General features: G+C 51.3%; 19 protein-coding genes. 10 read left to right on the top strand and 9 right to left on the bottom strand.

Features of this window, described 5'->3' with window-relative positions:
- The first annotated feature begins 196 nt into the window (after positions 1-196).
- From ACAW87_RS06715 to ACAW87_RS06730, 4 genes are all read left to right on the top strand, one after another.
- On the top strand, positions 197-2,839 hold the full coding sequence (locus ACAW87_RS06715) for a DNA gyrase/topoisomerase IV subunit A (RefSeq protein ID WP_370722445.1): 2,643 nt from the start codon (positions 197-199) through the stop codon (positions 2,837-2,839).
- A gap of 90 nt (positions 2,840-2,929) precedes the next feature.
- On the top strand, positions 2,930-3,625 hold the full coding sequence (locus tag ACAW87_RS06720) for a SanA/YdcF family protein (protein WP_370722827.1): 696 nt from the start codon (positions 2,930-2,932) through the stop codon (positions 3,623-3,625).
- Positions 3,626-3,773: 148 nt separating this feature from the next.
- On the top strand, positions 3,774-4,853 hold the full coding sequence (fbaA, locus tag ACAW87_RS06725) for a class II fructose-bisphosphate aldolase (protein ID WP_370722447.1): 1,080 nt from the start codon (positions 3,774-3,776) through the stop codon (positions 4,851-4,853).
- A 128-nt stretch (positions 4,854-4,981) separates the two neighbouring features.
- Positions 4,982-5,380: a DUF2267 domain-containing protein gene (locus tag ACAW87_RS06730; protein ID WP_370722449.1), complete on the top strand. Its 399-nt coding sequence runs from the start codon at positions 4,982-4,984 to the stop codon at positions 5,378-5,380.
- A gap of 128 nt (positions 5,381-5,508) precedes the next feature.
- Here the strand turns inward: ACAW87_RS06730 and porX are convergent, their stop codons facing one another.
- From porX to kdsB, 3 genes are all read right to left on the bottom strand, one after another.
- The gene (porX, locus tag ACAW87_RS06735) at positions 5,509-7,086 is read right to left on the bottom strand and encodes a T9SS response regulator signal transducer PorX (protein ID WP_370722451.1); all 1,578 of its coding nucleotides are present in this window, start codon (positions 7,084-7,086) and stop codon (positions 5,509-5,511) included.
- Between the two features lie 158 nt (positions 7,087-7,244).
- Positions 7,245-8,108 (bottom strand): glutamate--tRNA ligase family protein, encoded by an 864-nt coding sequence (locus ACAW87_RS06740; protein WP_370722453.1) that lies wholly within the window; start codon positions 8,106-8,108, stop codon positions 7,245-7,247.
- 75 nt (positions 8,109-8,183) lie between these two features.
- Positions 8,184-8,945, bottom strand: a complete 762-nt coding sequence (gene kdsB, locus ACAW87_RS06745; RefSeq protein ID WP_370722455.1) for a 3-deoxy-manno-octulosonate cytidylyltransferase — start codon at positions 8,943-8,945, stop codon at positions 8,184-8,186.
- 93 nt (positions 8,946-9,038) lie between these two features.
- Here kdsB and ACAW87_RS06750 point away from each other — a divergent pair, with 93 nt between their 5' ends.
- Together ACAW87_RS06750 and ACAW87_RS06755 are read left to right on the top strand one after the other, a co-directional pair.
- Positions 9,039-10,205, top strand: a complete 1,167-nt coding sequence (locus tag ACAW87_RS06750; protein WP_370722456.1) for a LysM peptidoglycan-binding domain-containing protein — start codon at positions 9,039-9,041, stop codon at positions 10,203-10,205.
- A gap of 50 nt (positions 10,206-10,255) precedes the next feature.
- Positions 10,256-10,468: a hypothetical protein gene (locus tag ACAW87_RS06755; RefSeq protein ID WP_370722458.1), complete on the top strand. Its 213-nt coding sequence runs from the start codon at positions 10,256-10,258 to the stop codon at positions 10,466-10,468.
- 13 nt (positions 10,469-10,481) lie between these two features.
- Here the strand turns inward: ACAW87_RS06755 and ACAW87_RS06760 are convergent, their stop codons facing one another.
- The gene (locus ACAW87_RS06760) at positions 10,482-11,507 is read right to left on the bottom strand and encodes a patatin-like phospholipase family protein (protein WP_370722459.1); all 1,026 of its coding nucleotides are present in this window, start codon (positions 11,505-11,507) and stop codon (positions 10,482-10,484) included.
- Positions 11,508-11,592: 85 nt separating this feature from the next.
- Between ACAW87_RS06760 and ACAW87_RS06765 the strand changes: the two genes are divergently transcribed.
- On the top strand, positions 11,593-12,411 hold the full coding sequence (locus ACAW87_RS06765; RefSeq protein ID WP_370722461.1) for a TIGR02757 family protein: 819 nt from the start codon (positions 11,593-11,595) through the stop codon (positions 12,409-12,411).
- A gap of 147 nt (positions 12,412-12,558) precedes the next feature.
- On the opposite strand, the gene ACAW87_RS06770 is transcribed toward ACAW87_RS06765, so the two are convergent.
- Both ACAW87_RS06770 and ACAW87_RS06775 read right to left on the bottom strand, forming a co-directional pair.
- Positions 12,559-13,356, bottom strand: coding sequence for an energy transducer TonB (locus ACAW87_RS06770; protein WP_370722463.1), 798 nt, complete (start codon positions 13,354-13,356; stop codon positions 12,559-12,561).
- 153 nt (positions 13,357-13,509) lie between these two features.
- Positions 13,510-14,502, bottom strand: coding sequence for a type I phosphomannose isomerase catalytic subunit (locus tag ACAW87_RS06775; protein WP_370722465.1), 993 nt, complete (start codon positions 14,500-14,502; stop codon positions 13,510-13,512).
- A 176-nt stretch (positions 14,503-14,678) separates the two neighbouring features.
- Between ACAW87_RS06775 and argH the strand changes: the two genes are divergently transcribed.
- The 3 genes from argH (at position 14,679) to ACAW87_RS06790 (ending at position 18,635) form a co-directional block, all read left to right on the top strand.
- The gene (gene argH, locus ACAW87_RS06780; protein ID WP_370722466.1) at positions 14,679-16,016 is read left to right on the top strand and encodes an argininosuccinate lyase; all 1,338 of its coding nucleotides are present in this window, start codon (positions 14,679-14,681) and stop codon (positions 16,014-16,016) included.
- A 122-nt stretch (positions 16,017-16,138) separates the two neighbouring features.
- A complete protein-coding gene (locus tag ACAW87_RS06785) occupies positions 16,139-17,011 on the top strand; it encodes a carbon-nitrogen hydrolase (protein WP_370722468.1) in 873 nt (290 codons plus the stop codon).
- 13 nt (positions 17,012-17,024) lie between these two features.
- Positions 17,025-18,635, top strand: a complete 1,611-nt coding sequence (locus tag ACAW87_RS06790) for a hypothetical protein (RefSeq protein WP_370722470.1) — start codon at positions 17,025-17,027, stop codon at positions 18,633-18,635.
- 8 nt (positions 18,636-18,643) lie between these two features.
- On the opposite strand, the gene ACAW87_RS06795 is transcribed toward ACAW87_RS06790, so the two are convergent.
- The 3 genes from ACAW87_RS06795 to ACAW87_RS06805 all read right to left on the bottom strand — a co-directional run bounded on the left by ACAW87_RS06795 (position 18,644) and on the right by ACAW87_RS06805 (position 21,639).
- Positions 18,644-19,048 carry a glyoxalase gene (locus ACAW87_RS06795; RefSeq protein ID WP_370722472.1) on the bottom strand — a complete coding sequence of 135 codons (405 nt, stop codon included), beginning with the start codon at positions 19,046-19,048 and terminating at the stop codon, positions 18,644-18,646.
- Positions 19,049-19,115: 67 nt separating this feature from the next.
- The gene (locus ACAW87_RS06800; RefSeq protein ID WP_370722474.1) at positions 19,116-19,934 is read right to left on the bottom strand and encodes an aldo/keto reductase; all 819 of its coding nucleotides are present in this window, start codon (positions 19,932-19,934) and stop codon (positions 19,116-19,118) included.
- A gap of 118 nt (positions 19,935-20,052) precedes the next feature.
- Complete coding sequence (locus tag ACAW87_RS06805) at positions 20,053-21,639, bottom strand: hypothetical protein (RefSeq protein WP_370722476.1); 1,587 nt, start codon at positions 21,637-21,639, stop codon at positions 20,053-20,055.
- Between the last annotated feature and the right edge of the window lie 84 nt (positions 21,640-21,723).

Consider the following 21,723-nt stretch of genomic DNA (forward strand, 5'->3'; position numbering starts at 1 on the left):
TCTAATTCATTTTCTACCTGGCTCAGGCATTCATATGAGTCGGTGTCAACGAGCTACAAAGCACAAATCAGGCCTCTACGTGGATTTTTGGCCGTTTTTTTGTATCTTTAGGGAGTAAACACAAGTCCAGAATACGCTACCCCTCTGACCTGCTTGCTCCAGGTATGTCTGAGTATTTTCAACATCTCGCTGCTACATGGTGAACGACGAACATCAGGAACCGTCTGACGACACAACAACAAACACGAATGAATCCGAAGCGGTCCTCCAGGATCAGACCGTAGTATCGGGCCTCTACGAAACGTATTTTCTCGATTACGCCTCCTACGTTATTCTGGAGCGTGCCGTTCCCGCTATTGAAGACGGACTAAAACCCGTTCAGCGCCGGATTCTGCACGCCCTGAAAGAAATGGATGACGGTCGCTTCAATAAAGTGGCCAACGTGATCGGACAAACGATGCAGTACCACCCGCACGGGGACGCGTCGATCAATGAAGCCCTGGTTAACATTGGGCAGAAAGAACTCGTCTTCGACACACAGGGAAGCTGGGGCGACGTACGCACTGGCGACGGGGCAGCCGCAGCCCGATACATTGAGGTACGTCTCTCGAAATTTGGTGCCGACGTGGTGTTCAACAACGACACCACCGAATGGCAACTGTCGTACGACGGCCGGAAAAAAGAGCCGGTCACCCTGCCCGTCAAGTTTCCGCTTTTGCTGGCGATGGGTGTTGAAGGCATTGCCGTTGGTCTCTCGACCAAAATACTGCCCCACAATTTTAATGAGATCATCGACGCTTCGATTGCTATTCTGAAAGAAAAGTCATTCGCGCTTTTCCCCGATTTCCAGACAGGTGGTTATATCGACGTCAGTAACTACAACGACGGACACCGGGGCGGAAAAGTCCGGGTACGTGCCCGCATTGAGGAGATCGATAAGAAGACCCTCGCCATTCGTGATGTGCCCTACGGCGTCACCACAACGTCGCTTTGCGATTCGATTGTGAAAGCTGCCGAGATGGGCAAGATCCGCATTAAGTCGCCGGGTAAAAATATTGCGGCGGTAGTTGATAACACGGCGAAAGATGTAGAGATTGTGGTGCACCTGCAACCCGGCGTTTCGCCCGATGTGACCATTGATGCGCTCTATGCGTTCACCGATTGTGAGGTAAGCATTTCCCCCAACGCCTGTGTGATCATTGGCGACAAACCGCATTTTGTGAGTGTTTCAGAAATTCTGAAATATAACACGCAGCAAACGGTTGCCCTGCTGAAACAGGAGCTTGATATCCGGCGGGGTGAGCTGATGGAAAAGCAGTTGTACGCATCACTCGAAAAAATCTTTATTGAGAATCGCATTTACCGGAAAATTGAAGAATGCGAAACCTTTGAAGCGGTTCTGGAAACGATTGACAAGGGGCTGAAACCACACAAGAAGCTGTTCTACCGCGACATTACGCAGGATGACCTCATTCGGCTTACCGAGATTAGAATCAAGCGTATTTCTAAATACGATGGTTTTAAGGCTGATGAGCTTATGCGGCGGCTGGAGCAGGAATTAGCTGATGTGGAACACAACCTGGCTAACCTGACGCAGTATGCCATTACGTACTTCAAAGACCTCCAGAAAAAATACGGCAAAGGCCGCGAACGCCGCACCGAGATTCGGGCATTTAATACCATTGCCGCCAATGTAGTAGCCGCCGCCAACCAGAAATTGTATGTTGACCGCGAAGGTGGATTTATCGGCTACGGTCTGAAAAAAGATGAATTTGTCAGCGACTGCTCTGACATAGACGATGTGATCATTTTCCGCCGCGACGGGAAATGTTTAGTATCCAGAATTCAGGAAAAAACGTTTGTTGGTAAAGACATCATTCACGTCTCGGTTTTCAAGAAAAACGACGAGCGTAAGGTTTATAACCTGATTTATCTCGACGGTAAATCAGGCATTTCTATGGCAAAACGCTTTCCCGTTACCGCCGTCACCCGCGACCGTGAGTATGACCTTACAATGGGGAACCCGAAGTCTAAGATCACGTATTTTACGGCCAATGATAACGGAGAAGCAGAGGTTATCACGGTGAACCTAACGGCGCAGAGTGCAGCCAAGTTAAAACAGTTCGACTTTGATTTCGCCACCATCGGTATCAAGAACCGATCAGCACAGGGCAATATTCTGACCAAATATTCTGTTCGGAAAATAGTGCAGAAGACAGCCGGTTCATCCACCCTGGGCGGCACCGATATTTGGTACGACGATCACCTTGGTCGGTTGAATCGTGATGAGCGTGGTCGGTTGTTGGGTAACTTCGATGCCAAAGACACTATTCTGGTCGTCTACAGGAATGGAGAGTATGAACTAACTAGTTTCGATCTGACGAATCGGTACGAGCCTTCCGACGTACTTGTGCTTCAGAAGTTCGACCCCGAAACAGTTGTTTCGGCCCTGTATTACGAGGCAGCTCAGAAACTGTACTACGCCAAACGGTTTAAGGTAGAGACCACCACGATCGACAAAAAGTTTAGCCTGATCGGCGAAGTGAAAGGATCCAAGCTGCTGACTGCAACAACTGATGCGTTACCGCGTATTGAGGTTCAGTATCAGGCGAAAGATCGGGCACCACTGGAGAAAACAGTGCTAGAACCGGCCGAGGTATCCGATGTTCGGGGCTGGAAAGCACTGGGAACCAAGTTGCCCTATTTTAAAGTCAAAGACGTTAAGTTACTGGCCCCCAAACCTGCCCCTGCCCTTCCTGACAGCCCAAAGGTGATTACTTCCGACAAAATTGTTCTCGAAGATGACTCTGAAGTTGCCGTTCAGTTAGGATTGTTTTAAGAATCAGGTTTCAGGTAGCGTTGGCTTGTTGCCTTCTTTAGGTGTTATATCGCTACCTGAACCTGAAACTCAACCCGCCTAAACCAGATGATGACCGCCCGCCATATTGACCGTGTCGCAGCTCGCCGTCGCCTCTCGAATCGAATTACGATGAGGGCGATGAAGCGTGTGGTCAAAGCGGGCATTGGAGCGGCATTTGGTGGTATTCTGGTGATCCTGCTTTGTAACTGGTGGGTAGTATACAGCACTAAAGCACAGATTTATTTCGACATCAATAACCTGCCTGCCAATGAGGTAGGCCTTGTTCTTGGAACGAGTAAGTCTGTACGAAACGGTAACGAAAACCTTTTTTTTCGTTACCGTATGGAAGCCACAGCCCGCCTTTGGAAAGAGGGTAAAGTGAAGTTTCTGATTCTGAGCGGCAATAACGACTCTGAATACTACAATGAGCCAGAAGACATGCAGAATGCTCTGCTCAAACTGGGTGTACCGTCTGATGTGATGATTCCCGATTACGCTGGTTACCGCACGTTCGATTCGGTCGTGCGTTGCAAAGAGGTATTCAAGCAGCATCATATAACCATTATTTCGCAAAACTTTCATAATGCGCGTGCGCTTTACATTGGCAACAACGAAGAAATCAATGCCGTTGCTTTTGCTGCACAGGACGTACCTGACGGGTACTCGCTGAAGACGCTAATCCGCGAATACATGGCGCGGCCTCTGGCTATGCTGGACGTTCATCTGCTTCGCCCCAGTCCGGAAAAGGGAAACAGACGATTATGATCAACCCACCGACTGTTGTGGCTTGCGCTGTAGTTGAATGGCAATTTATCACCGTATAGATTGTACTTTGCAGTGCTGAAAAGCATGCACTTTGTCACTGCTCCCTTAGACATAATTTTTTCTTATTAAAGTTCAAAAAATCCCTTCTATGAGCGAAGTAGCCACCCGTTTTTCACCAGGTGTTATTACCGGTGATGGCGTTTCTGAAATTTTCCGTCACGCTAACGAAAATGACTATGCCCTTCCGGCGGTCAATGTGGTAGGTACCAATTCGGTAAACGCTGTGCTGGAAACGGCCAAGGCCGTCAACTCGCCGGTGATCATTCAGTTTTCGAATGGCGGCGGCATTTTCTATGCGGGCAAAGCACTGTCTAATGAAGGTCAACGCGCGGCCATTGCCGGTTCGGTATCGGGTGCCCTGCATATTCACAATATCGCCGAACTATACGGTGTTCCCGTTATTCTCCATACCGATCACTGCGCCAAGAAACTCCTTCCCTGGATCGATGGCCTGCTGACGGCTTCTGAAAAACATTTCGACCAAACGGGCAAACCCCTGTTTTCGTCGCACATGCTCGATTTATCGGAAGAACCGATCGAAGAAAACATCGAAATTTCGTGCAAGTACTTCGAGCGGATGGCCAAAATGGGCATGACGATCGAGATTGAACTGGGCGTAACCGGTGGTGAAGAAGATGGCGTTGACAATTCAGACGTCGATGATTCGAAACTATACACGCAGCCTTCAGAAGTAGCCTACGCGTATGAGCATCTGAGCAAGATTTCGCCAAACTTTACTATTGCCGCCGCTTTTGGTAACGTGCACGGTGTATATAAGCCGGGCAATGTAAAACTGTCGCCGGTTATTCTGAAGAATTCGCAGGACTTCATTGTTGAGCAGTTCGGTACAGGTCCGCTGCCGGTTAATTTCGTATTCCACGGTGGTTCGGGCTCAACCCGCGCCGAAATCCGCGAGGCGATTGAGTACGGTGCCGTGAAGATGAATATCGACACCGATGTACAGTGGTCTACCTGGGAAGGTGTGCTGAACTACTACAAATCGAAAGAAGGCTATTTGCAATCGCAGCTTGGCAACCCCGAAAGCCCCGATTCGCCAAATAAGAAATACTACGATCCACGGGTGTGGTTGCGTAAAGGTGAAGAGTCGATGATTGCCCGCCTGAAAACGGCTTTCGAAGATCTTAACTGCATCAACCGCCTGGCGTAAGTCAGTCCGGAGCGTACCTGAAATCCCATCAGCAAACACTGGCTGATGGGATTTTTTTGTGGAGAAGGTCAAACCCTTTATTGGATGTCGGGTTGATAGATTTATAATCTACTAAGTCGACCAACATTATGCAGTATCCTGAATTTGTGCATGCCGCTAAAGAGCAATTTGGCGTTACAACCGAAACCGAAGTATTAACTATTAGCCGGGCGTTTTTACATACGCTGACCGATCACCTGGCGGGCAACGCCGCCGACAACCTGGGTGCGCAACTGCCCGCCCAACTCCTGGATATTATCCGCGAAATTGGCCCGGAAGACCGCGATCAGGGACAACGGTTCAAACTGACCGAGTTCTACGAACGCGTAGCCGATCGGGCCGGCGTTGATGAAGAAACGGGCAAGCAATACACGCATAAGTTCGTGCAGCTTCTGAGCCAAATGGTAACAGAGGGCGAACTCCGCAAAGTGGCAGGTACGTTGTCGGATGATTACGCACCGCTGTTTGAAAGCGTAGTGAGTTTGTAACAATATAAAGTTGCGGTGCTTCGCATACGCAAAGCAGAAAGGCAATCGATTTTTGCTTTAGCTTACCACAAAAAAATCCCGCTACAGCCTGTAGCGGGATTTTTTTGTGGTAAGCTCAGGTACGTCCTCTACTTCTTCGGCGTCAGGTACACGAAGGGGATAATCACCTCTTCGAGCGAGACGCCGCCGTGCTGGAACGTGTCGCGGTAATAGTTGACGTAGTAGTTGTAGTTGTTCGGGTAGGCGAAGAAGTAGTACTCCGTCGTGAACACGTAGGCCGTTGATACGTTTGGCTTGGGCAGGAACAAACGCTCCGGCTTGCGGGCCACATATAGGTGATCATCGTCGAAGCCCAGGTTTTTGCCCTGCTTATAGCGCAGGTTGGTGTTGGTTTCGCGGTAACCCACAATCTTGGCTGGCTTCTGCACCCGAATCATGCCGTGGTCGGTGGTGATTACGAGGCGGCCGCCTTTATCGGCGATCTTTTTGATGAGTTCAAACAGCGGTGAGTGCAGGAACCACGACCGGGTCAGGCTGCGGTAACCGGCTTCGTCGGGAGCCAGCTCTTTGATCATTGCCATGTCGGTACGGGCGTGGCTCAGCATATCCACGAAGTTGTAGACCACCACGTTCAACTGATTCTGCATCAGGTTATTCACGTTATCAACTAACGCTTTCCCCTGCCCTACGTTCAGAATTTTGTTGTACGATGTCTTGATGTTTACCCGCGCTTTATCGAGCTGACGCTTCAGGAATTCGTCTTCGTGGTTATTCAGGCCCGCTTCTTCGTTATCATCATTCACCCAGATATCGGGGTGCTGCTTCTCCATTTCGCTCGGCATCAGACCCGAGAAAATCGAGTTCCGGGCAAAGCTCGTGGTCGTTGGCAGAATCGAGTAGTACGACGATTCTTCTTCAACGGTAAAGAAATCGTTGATGATTGGCTCAATCACCTTCCACTGATCATAACGGAGGTTGTCGACCAGAATAAAGAAAAGTGGCGCGGTAGGTGGTCCGGTTTCGGTGGTATTCAGCAAGGGGAACACCTTCTTCCGCATCAACTGATTCGATAGTACCGGCTTATCGGCCTTTGGGTCGTTGAGCCAGTCTTCGTAATTCTCGATGATGAACTTGCAGAAATTTGAGTTGGCTTCGCTCTTCTGCATATTCAGCACCTCGATCATGCTGTTATCCTGCGCGCTGTCGAGTTCGAGCTCCCAGTAGATGAGCTTCTTGTATACATCGGCCCATTCGTTGTGGTCCATCCGGTCGCCAAACTGCATGGCCAGATTCCGGAAATCCTGCTGATAGCCAATGTTAGTGCGTTCGGTAACCAACCGTTTGTTGTCGAGATTCTTCTTCAGCGACAGCAATAACTGACTGGGGTTGATGGGCTTAATGAGGTAATCGGCAATCTTGGAGCCGATCGCCTCTTCCATGATGTGTTCCTCTTCACTCTTGGTCACCATCACCACGGGCAGGTTGGGCCGCATCTGCTTAATCTGCGCCAGCGTTTCGAGGCCGGTCATACCGGGCATCATTTCGTCGAGCAGCACCAGGTCATACTTTTCACTCTCTACCTTATCGAGGGCGTCGGCCCCGGAGTTGACAGGTGTTACATCGTAGCCTTTATTTTTAAGGAAAAGCAGGTGTGGTTTCAGCAGATCGATCTCATCGTCGGCCCAGAGTATAGTGTAATTTTGCATAGAGACTTAAAGTCTGGAAGGTCATTAAAAAATGAGGCAACAGGCTGAGTAACCTTGATTACGCTGGTGCGTAACCCAACAAACAACTGGTTGTCGACTGCCAGAGACTAATAGATAGTTAAACGTCTAACGACCGTGTCTGTTCACGCGGTTCGCTTTTATGATAGTTTAACAGTCTGAACGGGCGTAAAAAAGTGGTCGGGAACGCCCCATTCAAGCAGGTCATCCAGTGTATGATTCGCTTCGGAAGGGGCATTCAATAACCGCGCCACATGGCCAAAAACTACATCAGGTACGTTCCCGCGTTCACGGAGCGGCCTGACCGACTGCCTCGCAATAGCCCCGCCCCCCGCCGATTTCGACAGTTTAAGTCCGTCTGGGCCTAGTAACAAGGAATGATGCCATACATGGGCTTTCAGGAAATTGCGCCAGCCTAAAGCCAGCGCCAGTTGCCGTTGCCGGTCTGTGGAATCAATCAGATCAATGCCCCGCACCAGATGCGTTACGCCAAACAAATGGTCATCAGTCAGCGAGGCGATTTGGTAGGCCGGCAACCCATCGCGACGACGAACCACAAAATCGGAAGAACCGTCGCCATCAGCTTTGAAACGCCACGTCACCTCCAGTGCATCCAGTGAAAGCGAGGTTATTCTATCTTCAGTTAGGTACGTTGGTTCGTACGCCTTCCACTCCCGCCGCGACAGGTCGCTCGCATACAACGTACCTGCTTCGCGCAGTTGATTCAGCGTTGCCTGATAGTGTTCAGTTCGATGCCGCTGCGACCATTGGGCTTCAAAAGCATCGGCTGATGCTGGTCCCAGATCATAATCAAGACCAAGGAAATCGAGGGTTCGGAACACATCATCCACGTATTCCGGGCGTTTTCGTCCAGCATCGAGATCATCTATTCGCAACAGCAGTTGTGCCCCCCGCTGCCGAGCCGCCAGCCAGGTCAGCACGAAATTCACAGCATTACCGAGGTGCAAATAACCAGAAGGCGTGGGCGCTATTCGGAAAAGCATGATTTCAGTAAACAGGTATCAGTAAACAGTTATCAACTCTTTCCATGCATAAATTATAGTCGACAGCTTGACTGATCACTGATAACTGTTTACTGATACCTGTAAAAGGTCTTCCGGTGAGTCGATACCGTAGCTTTCCAGATCAGTTTCTACCACGCGGATTCGGTAGCCATTTTCGAGCCAGCGCAGTTGTTCCAGTGCTTCGGCGTTTTCCAGTGAAGAAGAGGCCAGTTTGGTGATTTGAGCCAGAATGTCGGTGCGGTAGGCGTACAGACCAATGTGCTTCCAGTAGGTGTGCGCCTGCAACCAGGCTTCGCCGTTGGCGGCGGGCAGGTTGCGTTGGTACGGAATAGGCTGACGGCTGAAATAGAGCGCTTCATACAACACGCCATGGCTCTGGCTCACCACTACTTTGGGCGAATTAGGATTCATCAGCACGGCTGGGTCGGTGATGGCCTTCACCAGCGTGGCCAATTCGGTGGTGCCGTCGAGTACGGAGGTAAGCAAGTCGATTTGCCGGGGCTGAATAAACGGTTCGTCACCCTGAATATTGACCACGTATGGGTACGTTCCGCCCAGACGATCAACCACTTCCTGACAACGATCGGTGCCGCTTTGATGGTGTGTCCCCGTCATAACCACCTCACCGCCAAATGCCAGCACATGGTCGTAAATACGGGCATCGTCGGTGGCCACCACTACTTTTGCCAGCGAGGTGGCCTGAATAGCCTGCTCGAAAACCCGCTGAATCATGCTTTTACCATTGATATCGACCAGTGGTTTGGCCGGAAAACGGGTAGAGGCATACCGGGCCGGAATAATACCAAGAATATCCATATAGGCGTTTTCTTACAAATATGAGTGCTTTTCTATTTAGTTTTACGTTAAAGGCTTTTGGCAATTTTACAGGCGCCAGCCTCTGTATATATCATGAATCGTATAGTAACCACCGCTTTACCCGCTTTTCTCTTCCTGACTCAGGTCGCTTTTGCCACCCCCCTTTCACCCGTGCTTCCCGTTGATTCTGTGGGCGTTGTGCGTCAGGATGGCAAGTTATTTATTCTGCACCGGGTCGATCAGGGCCAGACACTCTATGCCGTAGCCAAACGATACGGTACTTCAGTAGATGCCATCAAATCGGCCAATCCCGACCTGATCGAGAACGCGGTGCGCTACGACCAACTGTTGCGCGTTCCGGCGGCTACTGTAGCCCTCTCGCGCAAAGACCAGCGTGAAGCGGAGAAAGCCGCCAAACGAGAAGAAAAAGAAAAGCTTAAAGCCAGTGCCGAAGCCGAGCAACCAGCTGAAAAACCAGCCAAAGTAGTAGCAAAAGCCGAGCCTAAGCCGGACATGGAAGCGACCTACAAGCCGAAAGCCACCAAACCAGTTGAGAAAGCCGAGAAGCCAACCCGACCAACAGCTGCCGCTTCTACCGGAGTTCACACCGTAGAGTCGGGACAGACGTTGTATAGCCTGGCCGTTCGTTACAGCGTCACCATGGCCGAGATCCGCCGCTGGAACAACCTGGGAGCGGACGGCATTCAGGTGGGGCAATCATTGATCGTTTCTGAAAAAGCATACGAGGCTAAAAAGGGAGATGAGTCTTCGACGGCTCGTGCAAAAGCTACCCCCACAAAATCAATCGATGCAGAACCGGTCAAACTGGAGGCCAAACCTATTGTCACGCCCGAGCCCTTAGCTACGCCAGGGACGAAGCCGACCCCGAAACCGGCTGAGAAAAAACCGGTAGAGAAAGAAGCCGAACCCAAAGCCACTGCGCCCAGGTCGGATAATGACCCCACACCAACAGCTGCTGTACGTAAAGGGAATGTAAAATCGGAAGTAGGTTTTGCCGATCAGATTGACGGCAACGACGCCTCTACCAAGTATTTGGCCTTGCACCGGTCAGCTCCGGTAGGTACGTTGGTTCAGGTACGTAACGACATTACCAATCAGAGCCTGTACGTGAAAGTGATCGGTAAGTTGCCCGATACGGGTATCAACAACCAGGTACTGATTCGGCTATCGGGTCGGGCTTTCGAGAAACTTTCGCCCAATGGCCAGCGTTTTCGGGCTGAAGTTAGTTACTCAAATTGAAATCAGTCGTAGGTCATAAGACCCCTGTTTAGGCTTGCGATTTACTTGTTATGGAAACAAAAGAAGAACGGGTTGCCCGACGGCATAAAGAGCGCGATGAGAAGATGAGAGCCTCGGCGGGTTTTAAAACGTTCAACGTGCTGTTCATACTGTCCTACCCCTTTATCGCCACCTTCACGTTTGTGATTTCATCCGTACTGGCTATTCTGTCGGGCGTGTCCCGGGCTGGCGCCTGGCTAGCCAGCGGCGGACGTAGCAAATAGGGACATCGACGGCTCAAAATAAGACGGGGTCCGGACCATCAGCGAGTAACATATCCACGATTCGATCAATTTCCTGCTGGCATTCTTGCGCCGTTTCGGTGCCTACCTGCAACAGGGCCCGAATATTCTCGGGGCGGGCGTCGTCTATATCGGGTGAAGCGTCGCCCAGATCGGCTGGTTGAATCCGTATGTATTGATCTGATTGATTAACAGCCGAAAACATGCGCGTGAGGTGATAATCCGTCGTTTCGGCTACTCCCGTCATCATGATATCGATTACCGGACGTACCCAGCCAATCTGCCCCCAATTACGCGCCGATGCGTATTCGTAGGGCCGACTCTGACTTCCTGTGCCAATCGAGACAATTAGCATATCGGCTGCTTTGGGGTCTTTCTTGGCGTTACGAACTTCCGAATAGGCACAAAGCGCCGGGTTATTGGCAAATACGCCCCCATCGATCAACGGGTACGACACCTTACTCAGTGACTCGATGTTAGCCACTTCAAAATAGGTTGGCGCCGCCGAAGTTGCCCGAGCAATATCCCGAATCAGGAAATCGGAACCCGGCCCTTTGTGGGCAAAATCATGTTGAGCAAAAAAATGGGCGGCGCGCCGTTTGATATCGTAAGCTGGAATGATGCAAGGCTTGCGCAGTTCACTTAATCGGGTGTTACCGAAATACCGCTTCAGCAGTTTTTCGAGTGGTTCCGAGTCGTACTTTTCATCGAATACACCACCCAACCCGAGAAATTGTTGCCAAACCGTTGTATCAAAGATTGTACCCCCCTTTTTGATGTATAGCTCCACTGCTTCCTTTGCCGAAAAGCGTGATTTATTGGGATCATCTTTGTCAGGGCATAAATACAAACATGTCAGAATCCCCCCGGTGCTTGTACCCGCAAAGAAGTCAAAATAATCGGCTAGCCGGGCAGCGGGGTTCTCGGTGCGTTGCTGCAACTTTGTTTCCAGGTCAACCAGAATTCGTCCCGGAATAATGCCCCGTATGCCGCCGCCATCAATGGATAGTATCTTTTTCATGTTGTGAATGTGAGATCCTAAACTACCCGATTGGCAACACATTATTCACTACTATTTCTTTTTCGGCACGTAACTACTTCTCCCTATGCCAGTACCCGATTCATTCGCGTCTGTCCACGCGTTTTTAGATCAGAAAGCCAGTCAGTACAATCATCCTTCGTTCATTGACCGCGACCCGATCAGCATTCCGCATCGCTTCAGCAAACTACAGGACATCGAGATCATGGGGTTCTGGGCGGCCGTACTAGCCTGGGGACAACGGCCCGTCATTCTAAAAAAAGCCAATGAACTGATTACGCTCATGGAAGGCGTTCCCTATGATTTTGTGCGGTACCACGAAGATTCAGACCTGCGGCGATTTCTGCAGTTCAAACACCGAACCTTCAACGCAACCGATGCGCTCTACTTCCTGCACTTTCTAAAGCAGTATTACCTCAAACACGAGTCGCTGGAAGACGCCTTCTTGCCAGCCGACGGTGCTACTGACAGTCTGACGGTAGAACCTCATCTACGTGTTTTTCATGACCGTTTCTGTGGCCAATCAGGCGATCACGAGTTGTTTTTCCCTGAACGTACCCGGAAACACATTGCCACCCCGGCCCGCAATTCGGGTTGTAAACGGCTAAACATGTTTTTGCGCTGGATGGTCCGCCGCGATAACGCGGGTGTTGATTTTGGCCTCTGGCGACGCATTCGCCCCGATCAGCTCGTCATTCCCATCGATGTACACGTAGGGCGGGTAGCCAGTAGGCTGGGGTTATTAGCGCTCAAGAACGATGAGAGTCCCAAAACAGACTGGAAAGCAGCCACCGCGCTCACCGACGTGCTACGCAAGTTCGACCCTGTTGACCCCGTCCGGTACGACTTCGCCCTTTTTGGCCTGGGTGTAGAGGGCGAGATGTAGGGACGGGTAGGCAGATTTTAATGGTACACGGATTATGGAGATTAAAAAGATTCGCGCGGATTTTAAGGTGGCACACGGCTAAAGGGAGTCGAGCGGATTTAATGCTCTACACATCACTGTTGGCTATGTTTCGTGTCGGGAGGGAACTTAGTCTAGCGCGAACATGATGGGGAGTGTGAACCGGACCCGCACAGACCGGCCCGATTGGCGACCGGGTTTCCACTTGGGCATGGCTTTCAGTACCCGCAACGCCTCTTCGTCGGTGCCGAAACCCAGCCCTTTCAGCACCTGCAGTTCGCCCAGACTGCCATCGGCGTTAACGATAAATCCGACTACCACCCGCCCGGAAATGCCTATATCACTGGCGGCTTTCGGATAGCGCAGCGTGCGTTGCAGAAAATCACGCAGAGCAGCTTGCCCACCGGGAAACTCCGGCATTTGCTCCACAGTTAAAAAAGGCGTGTCGTCTCGGACGGGCGGTGTCTCAATAGCTTTCTCAACGGCTGTTGGACCAGCTACTTCTTCGGGGGCCAGAATGAGCTCAACGTCACTACTGCCCTCCTGCGTAGCCGGACCGGACGTGGCTGTTTCCAGTTCTTCGACCGTGGCCACAGCCGGTATATCGTCGGGGGCCTCGGCCATGACTTCGGGGACCAGATTTTTTACGGTGGCTACCTTAGGCGCTATCTCCTGTTTGGGCTCGACTATGATTTTCTCTTCGGGAAGTTTTTGCTCAGGTATACGCTCTAGTGTCAGCACCTTCATGAAAAGTTGCTCATCGGGCTTCACCCAACTGTAAAGTCCCGGCAATTGCAAAGCACCCACAAACAGTAACGTACCCAGCGCCAGCGAACGAGCCAACGTGTGGCGGTACCCCTGACGTAACGCGAAAGCCCCATAGGCCTGGTTACGATTAGCAAAAAGAATGTCGTCGAAATTAGCCATGTCTACACAGTTTAGATTTCTCTGTAGATGCCAATGGCCGGGAAATGCATACGTATTAACGTTTGAGGTTTGTAGTTTGAGGTTTGTGGTTGCGCTGCTTAGTAACCACAAACCTCAAACTACAAACCTCAAACTACAAACCTCAAACCCATTTCACGGTACATACGATTCCAGAACCGTCATGCTGCCGTTGGGGACTAGCGTGACCGAGGTTACTGACGCCGGTATCAGCGCGCATTCGCCCATTTTAAGCGCCACGGAGTAGCCACCCGTTGCCTGAATCGTAAGCGACCCTTCCACGCAAACCAGAATCACAAACGAGTCGAGGTGGGTGTAGTCGTGCAGCACTTCTTCATCGAAACGAAGTACGTTCGTGACAAAGTAGTCGCTTGTGACGGCATTCACGCCTTCGTTTAGCTTGTCGGGGTAATGCGTCTTATAGTCAGCATGATAGGTATAGTCAATGGCGTCAACGGCCTGCTCGGTGTGCAGCTCACGGGCATTGCCCTTATCATCTTTCCGGTCAAAATCGTAGATGCGGTAGGTAACATCCGAGGTCTGCTGAATTTCGGCCAGTAACAGCCCTTTACCGATGTAATGCACCCGACCGGCGGGCAGGAAAAACACATCGCCGGGTTTAGCCTCTTCAATGTTAAGGATGTCGGTGATCGTGTTGTCGGCAACGGCCTTCACGTATTCCTCCTTGGTCACTTCCCGGCTGAAACCGGAGTTGAGTTTAGCCCCCGCGTCGGCCTGCATAATGTACCACATCTCGGTTTTACCAAAGCTATTATGCCGGGTACGTGCCAGTTCGTCGTTAGGATGCACCTGAATGCTGAGGTCATCATTGGCGTCGATAAACTTCACCAGCAGAGGAAATTCATTACCGTACCGTTCGTATACGTGCTTTCCGACCAGTTCAGGACCAAATTTTTCCAGAATGGCCTGTAGGTTTTCTCCAACCAGTGTTCCTTCTTTTACTACCGAAACATTACCCGGCACACCAGATATTTCCCAGGTTTCGCCGCAGTTGGGCAATGGCCCGTCGGGGCCCGTGGGAAACTCTTTACCGAGAATTGATTTGATTTTGTGACCGCCCCAGATTTTGTCTTTGAACAGAGGCGTGAACGTCAGCGGGTACAGCATAGAAAAGGTGTTTGTGTTGAGTGTTCTTTACTCATCAACCGGCAAGTTACGGGTGATGTTGCAAAGCCTAAACGCTTTACCGTGTGAAAGAATGACAAATAGAAGGCCCGAAAGCTCCCGATCATGCCTAATTTTGGGCGTTTTATGCGATTTCACTCCTTATCTCTCTTACCCTTTTGACTAAGCTCTGGCAAAAAGAAGGCGTATCGACCGCCGCAGAAATTGACCGGTTCACCGTTGGCCGCGATCGCGAAATGGACCTGCATCTCGCCCCATTCGACGTGTTGGGTAACCTTGCCCACGCACAGATGCTGGAGACCATTGGTTTACTCTCCGCCGCTGATTATGAGCAGTTAGCCACTGAACTGAAACGCATTTACCCAAAAACACAATCAGGCGAATTTGTAATTGAGGACGATGTAGAAGACGTTCATTCGCAGGTTGAACTGATGCTGACCCGAACACTGGGCGATGTAGGCAAGAAAATCCATTCGGGTCGTTCAAGAAATGATCAGGTATTGGTTGATTTGAAACTGTACACCCGTTCACGGTTGTGGACCGTTGCCGAAGCAACACAACGGGTATTCGATCGATTGATTCAACGGTCAGAGCAACACAAGAACGATTTGTTGCCCGGCTACACCCATTTGCAAATTGCCATGCCGTCGTCGTTTGGCCTCTGGTTCGGCGCCTATGCCGAAGCCCTCGCCGACGATATGTTGACCCTGCAAACGGCGTACCGGTTCGCCAATCGGAATCCACTGGGTTCCGGGGCCGGTTACGGCTCGTCGTTCCCGCTCAATCGCACACTCACCACCGAACTCCTTGGTTTTGAAGGGCTTCATGTCAACGTGGTATACGCTCAGATGAGCCGGGGCAAAACCGAGCAAATCGCCCTGAACGCGCTGGCTACCGTAGCCACCACCCTGGCCCGACTGGCCATGGATATCTGTTTATACAACAGCCAGAATTTTGCGTTTCTGACCCTCCCCGATGCGCTGACAACGGGTAGCAGCATCATGCCACATAAGAAGAACCCCGATGTGGCTGAGTTGCTGCGGGGCAAATGCAACCGCCTGAAGGCCCTGCCGATGGAGGTAACGCTGGTGATGAGCAACCTGCCGTCGGGCTATCATCGCGATATGCAGTTGCTGAAAGAAGTCTTGATGCCTGCTTTCGACGATCTGCTCGACTGCCTTGATATTACCGAGTATATGCTTGAACACATTCAGGTAAAGCCCAACCTACTCGATGATAACAAATACGATCTGCTCTTCAGCGTCGAACGAGTTAACCAGCTGGTATTGAGTGGCATACCTTTCCGGGAAGCATACCAAACAATCGGTAAAGAAATAGCCGAGCACACATACCAACCTCCCCGCGACCTGCAACACACCCACGAAGGCAGCATTGGTAACCTGATGAATGATGAGATCGTGATGGCCATGCAACAGGCGATGAGCGGATTCGGAGCCGACAAAGCACTGGCTGCCGAACAATCGCTATTGGCTTAACTCACTGAACAGGACCGAGTTTTTTGACGTTTTTAACGTTCAACGTAATGCCGAAGCTCCAGCTTCGGTAGTCAAAATCGGTCAACTACTACCGAAGCTGGAGCTTCGGCGCTACAAGTAACATGACGAAGAAGATCAATATTGGGCTGGTGCAGATGAGTTGTTCTGCCGATGTGGAAGCCAACATTCAAAAGGCAGAGATGCGCATTCGTGAAGCGGCTCAAAAGGGCGCGCAGATCGTTTGTCTTCAGGAGCTATTTACGTCGCTGTACTTCTGCGATATTGAGGATCACCACAACTTCAGCCTGGCCGAGGCTATTCCAGGACCAACTACGAACCGGATGGGCGCGTTGGCTGCCGAATTAGGCGTGGTGATCGTGGCTTCACTATTTGAGAAACGGGCGCAGGGCTTATACCACAACACCACCGCCGTGCTCGATGCCGACGGAACGTACCTGGGCAAGTATCGGAAAATGCACATTCCCGACGACCCCGGTTACTACGAGAAGTTCTATTTCACGCCCGGCGACCTCGGTTATAAAGTGTTCGATACAAAATTTGCACGGGTGGGCGTACTGATCTGCTGGGATCAATGGTACCCGGAAGCGGCACGCATAACAGCGCTGATGGGTGCTGATCTGCTGGTTTACCCAACGGCCATTGGCTGGGACACCAACGAACCCGACCCTGCCCAGAATACCGAGCAGTATAATGCCTGGCAAACTATTCAGCGGAGTCATGCGATTGCCAATGGGTTACACGTTGTATCGGTAAACCGGGTTGGCCGCGAGGCCGATCAGCAGTTCTGGGGTGGTTCCTTTGTTTCGAATCCGTTTGGTACGCTGCTGTATCTAGCTCCGCACGACGAAGAGGTGGTACACGTACAGGAAATAGACCTTGAAGCGGGCGAAAAGTACCGGACTACCTGGCCCTATTTCCGGGACCGCCGCATTGATTCGTACCAACCCATTACCAAGCGGTACCTCGACGAGTAGGTAAACCCATACAATGCCTAAAATGATAAAACTAGCCTTGATTTTGGTTGTCTGCCTTTCCGGCGGCCTGCTGACGATGAGTACCGAGAAAATGCTTCACACCAAAGGAGCAGAAGTAAGCGGACCGGTACCAGCTCAGGTCAATCTGACCCCAACCCCGCGCAGCCAGTTTACGCCCACAACCCGGAAAGGTTACTGGAACGCTAACGTTGTGGGCGATTTTACGCTACCCAAAACCAAGTCAATCGTTTTTTCGGCGGCAGGTCGTAACCTGTATCTCAAGGACTGGAGCATCCTGTTCCGGCGAGGATTCTCGGCCATTGACCGCACCCGGATGGTGTTTGACACTGAGATTGCCAGTGACCTGTCGAAACTTCCCAGAGGCTGGAAAAGTCGGCTGACGTTTGAGCAACGGGCTGATGCCGTGGGGCAACATCACTTTAGAAATGCCCCTTTCAATCTTGCCTGGGCTGGTAATAGTGAGCTTGCGCCCCAAACCAGCTTTCGGCTGCCGCCCAATGCCCGTGGTTCAAGGGAGACCATATATTCGGCCATTCAGGCGCTGGCGGGCAGTTGCGAAGCGTTTGGCGATTGCCCCAACGGTGTTCGATCAAGCGGCTACAGCAAGATTTTTTTTGATATTGAGAACGATGGTATCAGTGCAGGAAAGCAGCAGGAACAGGCCAATCTGTACACCTATTTCGCCAAAGCTACCCGCGATATTGCGCCCGATGTAGCGGGACGGCATACGGAGATTGGTGGTATAGCCCCGAATGCACATAATGGATTTGGCTACTCACGCGCCAACGACTACAACGCATCGGCTGAGTGGCTGTTCACGATGCCCGCCAAACACACAGCCACCTCGCGCCAGCGCGGCATGCCCGACGAGATTGTGGGGAAGAGTTACAGCGATTACGTCGATTTCCATATGCCGGGTACGTACTTCTATTTCCCTGACTTCGACTATGCCGTCACTCATAACGCCGATGCTGGTCGGCACTGGCTCGCGGGGGTGCTCTCTGAACAGGAGTACAATATTCGCCTGACAAACAAGAAGCGTATCGCCTACCACTGGGTATTCAACACGCAGGGACCGTTTTACAAAAGCGAGAAAGCATCTAATCCGGCCCCGCCCGCCGTGGCCGAGGGATTAGCTGTGTTTTACTGGTTCACCGGTGCTGCCGGTGCCGTTTTCTGGGACGATGTTGTTGAGTTGACACCAGACCAGCCCACCCCCACCGACCCGGCCCAACAAGGCATTAGCAACGACCGGGTTTACGCCTGTTACGAGCACTACATTCACGGCCTTTGGCGGTTGTTCAAACATCACGGCGATTTGTTCAACGGAAAAGAAACGTACCTGAACCAGCAGACTGAATGTTCGTTTGACGGGGGACGTACTTGGTATAAGTATAATGCCAACGAGTTGAAAACTCGTAAACTTCCTTTCGCCCGCGCCATCGTTAACGGCAATCAGATTCTGATTGCGGCCACCATGCCCTACGCTAAACCAGGCGACCAAACCAGCATGATGGTTCGGTACGTCGCAAACGGCAGTCAGTTTTACACGACCATCAACCTGAAAGGCGACGAGATTTATTTGGGAAGAGCCACACTGTAAATTGAAAGCTAAACGCCAACAACCAAGGTCAAGCGCTGATCCTGAATGCGCTGGGTGAGCATATTTCCTAACCGCCGGGTCAGTTCGGCTTCATCGGCCAGGAACATCGTCCATTCATCGGACGTGAACTGACCGACAATGGTACCAACCAGCAAATTCCTAAACTTCTGATCGGTCCGGATGGTGTGATCGATGTATGCATCTTGCTCAGCCTGACTCATTTTAGCGAATCGGGCGTCGGGGCCAAGTTGCTTTCGTTTAGTCAGATACTGATGGAATAAGCCAATCAACAGATCATTTTGTAACTTCAATATTGGTCGCAGCGTTTGATTCTGAAACGTCTCGGCCGGATTAGATGTGGTGGGTTCGGTAACAATCTTCGGGCGTAGGGTCAGTAAAGCAGCATCTCTCATGGGTTGATAACCCCAAAAGACACCTGCCTATTCCAGTACTAGCCAGTAAAAACTGTCGGCAACGTACCTAGGCCAGATCGGTCGGATCGTCGGCAATGCGGGTGTTGTCGTAAAACGTGTTCATCAGGGCGAAGTCATCGGCAGATAATTCGAAATCGAGCACATCGAAGTTGGCCTGAATTCGATCTTTGTTCACTGATTTGGGAATCGTAATCACGCCATGCTGGAGCGACCACCGTACCAGTACCTGATAGGTCGATTTGCCATATTTCTCAGCAATAGCCACCAGGCGGGGATCATTCTGTTTTTCGCCGCGAACCAGTGGTGCGTAGCCTTCTACCTGAATCTGCTTCGCGGCGCAGTAAGCCATAACATCAGGTCGGTAACAGTACGGACTAAACTCGATCTGGTTAACGGCAGGCGTTACTGTGGCTACGCTGAACAATTCATCGAGGTGATGCGGGTAATAATTGGATACGCCAATGGCACGTACCCGTCCGTCGGCATACAGTTTTTCCAATGCGCGCCACGTATCGAGTCGGTGTTCGCTGGTGGGCCAGTGAATGAGGTACAGATCCACCACATCGAGTTGCAGCTGATTCAGGCTTTTATCGAACGCACGGAGCGTCGATTCGTAGCCCTGATCATTATTCCAGACCTTAGTTGTAATAAATACCTCGTCGCGAGACAGGCCACTCGCCGATAAAGCCTTCGCTACCTCGCGTTCGTTTCCGTAAGCCGCCGCCGTGTCGATCAGGCGGCAACCCATGGCCAACGCTGCCTCTACAGCTTGTTGAACTTCGTTGTTATGCTCAGGGGCATAAACGCCCAGCCCAAGCAAAGGCATGACTACGCCATTGTTGAGCGTGATTGTTGGTGAATTCATAGTGCAGCAAGAAAACAGTATTACGTATCAATAAAAAGTGTGGCTTCACTGCCCAGAAGAGTTCACCAGATTGGGAACACTTTTGGGCAGTGAAGCCACGAAAAAAGGCAGGTACGTATTAGAAGAACAACCCAACCGACAGCATGGCGTTGGCCCGCTGCGCCGTAGTGGTTACGGTAGGCGTATCCGCATCGCTCAGGATGTAAGGCGACAGGCCCATCGTCTGTCCATAGAATGAACCCGACAAATCGACGGAGAACCGCTCTGTCCGTGCGCCAATACCGGCCGAAAACAGGATGCGCGACCGATCTTCGCGGTTCACGCGGTCAAGGTCGATTCGGTAGGCAGAAGGCAGGTAAGCTACACCGGCACGTAGACGGAGCAAACTGGCCCGGATTTCGGCACCAGCCCGAACGTTCACTACATTCTGATAGGTATTCTGTACTTCCGACGTCACATCATTCCGGAAATCGGTGTTGCCCTGTGAAGTACCAAAGGCATCGGTTCCTACGCGCATGCTGCCGTAGCCGACGTAGTCAGCCGTGGCAGTGATAAAACCCAGTTTACCTTCGCCCAGAAAATAGGTGAATCCACCTGAGGCACGGAAAGGCGAAGACATTGAATAATCGAAGTCATTAGCATCTACGTCGACATTGTTGGTGCCCATAGCGCTGATCAAACCGGGATCACGGCCAAAAGCAGAGAAAGACTGTTGGAAGGTTTCGCGCATGCTGTAGAACGTTGGCGAAGCCATATCGAATCCAAGTTGAAAACTCTGCACAGGCCGGTAAATAGCCCCCACTTTAAGGCCAAACCCGGTACCGGTGACCAACAGGTTGTTCGTCCGTCCATACGTATCGAATACGCCGTTTATGGGAGATTCCTGAACGGTAATTTCTGAATCGTAGCGAATTCTGGAGATGTTTGCAGAAGCACCTATGTAAAGCTTATCATCGAAATTGGCGCCGTAGGCAAATGTCCATTGCGAGTTGGCTCCTATCCGGTTGGCTGTTACCCGTTGGTTGCGGGCTACTCCGGCGTCAAGGTCATCGTTAAAGAAGGGAGACCCATTCGACTCGATGGTGTTATTCCCGTAAGCCGTAGCGTTTAAAAGAAAAAGGCCATATAAGGCAGCTTCAGGTGTACGGGCAGTATTTAAATCAGCATTAAAATCGGCATCCAGAGCCGCTTCTCTTACGCTTTGCGGTCCACCGTTATTCAGACCCGGAAGGTATTCGTTCAGAAACGTTGAGTTCGGGTTATTGTTCCGGCCCTGCGCGTCGATGTTATTCGAGAAATTCAGCGACTGCGAGTACGAAACCCCAAATGCTGAGCGACGCCACCGGCTATTGGGCGACGACTGACCGGCAAATACCAGACTGGCCTGACCAATGTTGAAGTTCGTCTTGTTAGCGTCGGTGTTACTACCCAGAAAAGCACTCCGGTTAGATGACAGGTTCAGCGATGGGCTCAGCGTAAACTCAGATCGGTTGTAAAAACCAAGCCCGGCCGGGTTACCAGCAATGTTACTGGCATCACCACCAAGTGAAGTTTGGTTACCGCCAACGCCCCGAAAACGGGCCGAACCCTGTAGAACGAAATCGTTGTACCGGAAAGCATCGTCGGCGTATTCTGCGGCGCTTCCCTGTGCCAGCAGCGATGATGTGGGGAGAGCCAGCAAAAGACCGGCTAATAAGCGTTTCATGTGCGTGTATGAGAAAAGATAAGTGGACGGAATACCTGTAAACACACGTCGCTGACGTGATGATCTTTAGAACGATAACCCTCC

Source organism: Fibrella aquatica (genome assembly GCF_041321135.1).
GTDB lineage: Bacteria > Bacteroidota > Bacteroidia > Cytophagales > Spirosomataceae > Fibrella > Fibrella aquatica.

Coding starts and splice junctions, on each gene's coding strand:
- ACAW87_RS06715 (WP_370722445.1), top strand. CDS start 197: ATGGTGAACGACGAACATCAGGAACCGTCTGACGACACAACAACAAAC.
- ACAW87_RS06720 (WP_370722827.1), top strand. CDS start 2,930: ATGACCGCCCGCCATATTGACCGTGTCGCAGCTCGCCGTCGCCTCTCG.
- fbaA (WP_370722447.1), top strand. CDS start 3,774: ATGAGCGAAGTAGCCACCCGTTTTTCACCAGGTGTTATTACCGGTGAT.
- ACAW87_RS06730 (WP_370722449.1), top strand. CDS start 4,982: ATGCAGTATCCTGAATTTGTGCATGCCGCTAAAGAGCAATTTGGCGTT.
- porX (WP_370722451.1), bottom strand. CDS start 7,086: ATGCAAAATTACACTATACTCTGGGCCGACGATGAGATCGATCTGCTG.
- ACAW87_RS06740 (WP_370722453.1), bottom strand. CDS start 8,108: ATGCTTTTCCGAATAGCGCCCACGCCTTCTGGTTATTTGCACCTCGGT.
- kdsB (WP_370722455.1), bottom strand. CDS start 8,945: ATGGATATTCTTGGTATTATTCCGGCCCGGTATGCCTCTACCCGTTTT.
- ACAW87_RS06750 (WP_370722456.1), top strand. CDS start 9,039: ATGAATCGTATAGTAACCACCGCTTTACCCGCTTTTCTCTTCCTGACT.
- ACAW87_RS06755 (WP_370722458.1), top strand. CDS start 10,256: ATGGAAACAAAAGAAGAACGGGTTGCCCGACGGCATAAAGAGCGCGAT.
- ACAW87_RS06760 (WP_370722459.1), bottom strand. CDS start 11,507: ATGAAAAAGATACTATCCATTGATGGCGGCGGCATACGGGGCATTATT.
- ACAW87_RS06765 (WP_370722461.1), top strand. CDS start 11,593: ATGCCAGTACCCGATTCATTCGCGTCTGTCCACGCGTTTTTAGATCAG.
- ACAW87_RS06770 (WP_370722463.1), bottom strand. CDS start 13,356: ATGGCTAATTTCGACGACATTCTTTTTGCTAATCGTAACCAGGCCTAT.
- ACAW87_RS06775 (WP_370722465.1), bottom strand. CDS start 14,502: ATGCTGTACCCGCTGACGTTCACGCCTCTGTTCAAAGACAAAATCTGG.
- ACAW87_RS06785 (WP_370722468.1), top strand. CDS start 16,139: ATGACGAAGAAGATCAATATTGGGCTGGTGCAGATGAGTTGTTCTGCC.
- ACAW87_RS06790 (WP_370722470.1), top strand. CDS start 17,025: ATGCCTAAAATGATAAAACTAGCCTTGATTTTGGTTGTCTGCCTTTCC.
- ACAW87_RS06795 (WP_370722472.1), bottom strand. CDS start 19,048: ATGAGAGATGCTGCTTTACTGACCCTACGCCCGAAGATTGTTACCGAA.
- ACAW87_RS06800 (WP_370722474.1), bottom strand. CDS start 19,934: ATGAATTCACCAACAATCACGCTCAACAATGGCGTAGTCATGCCTTTG.
- ACAW87_RS06805 (WP_370722476.1), bottom strand. CDS start 21,639: ATGAAACGCTTATTAGCCGGTCTTTTGCTGGCTCTCCCCACATCATCG.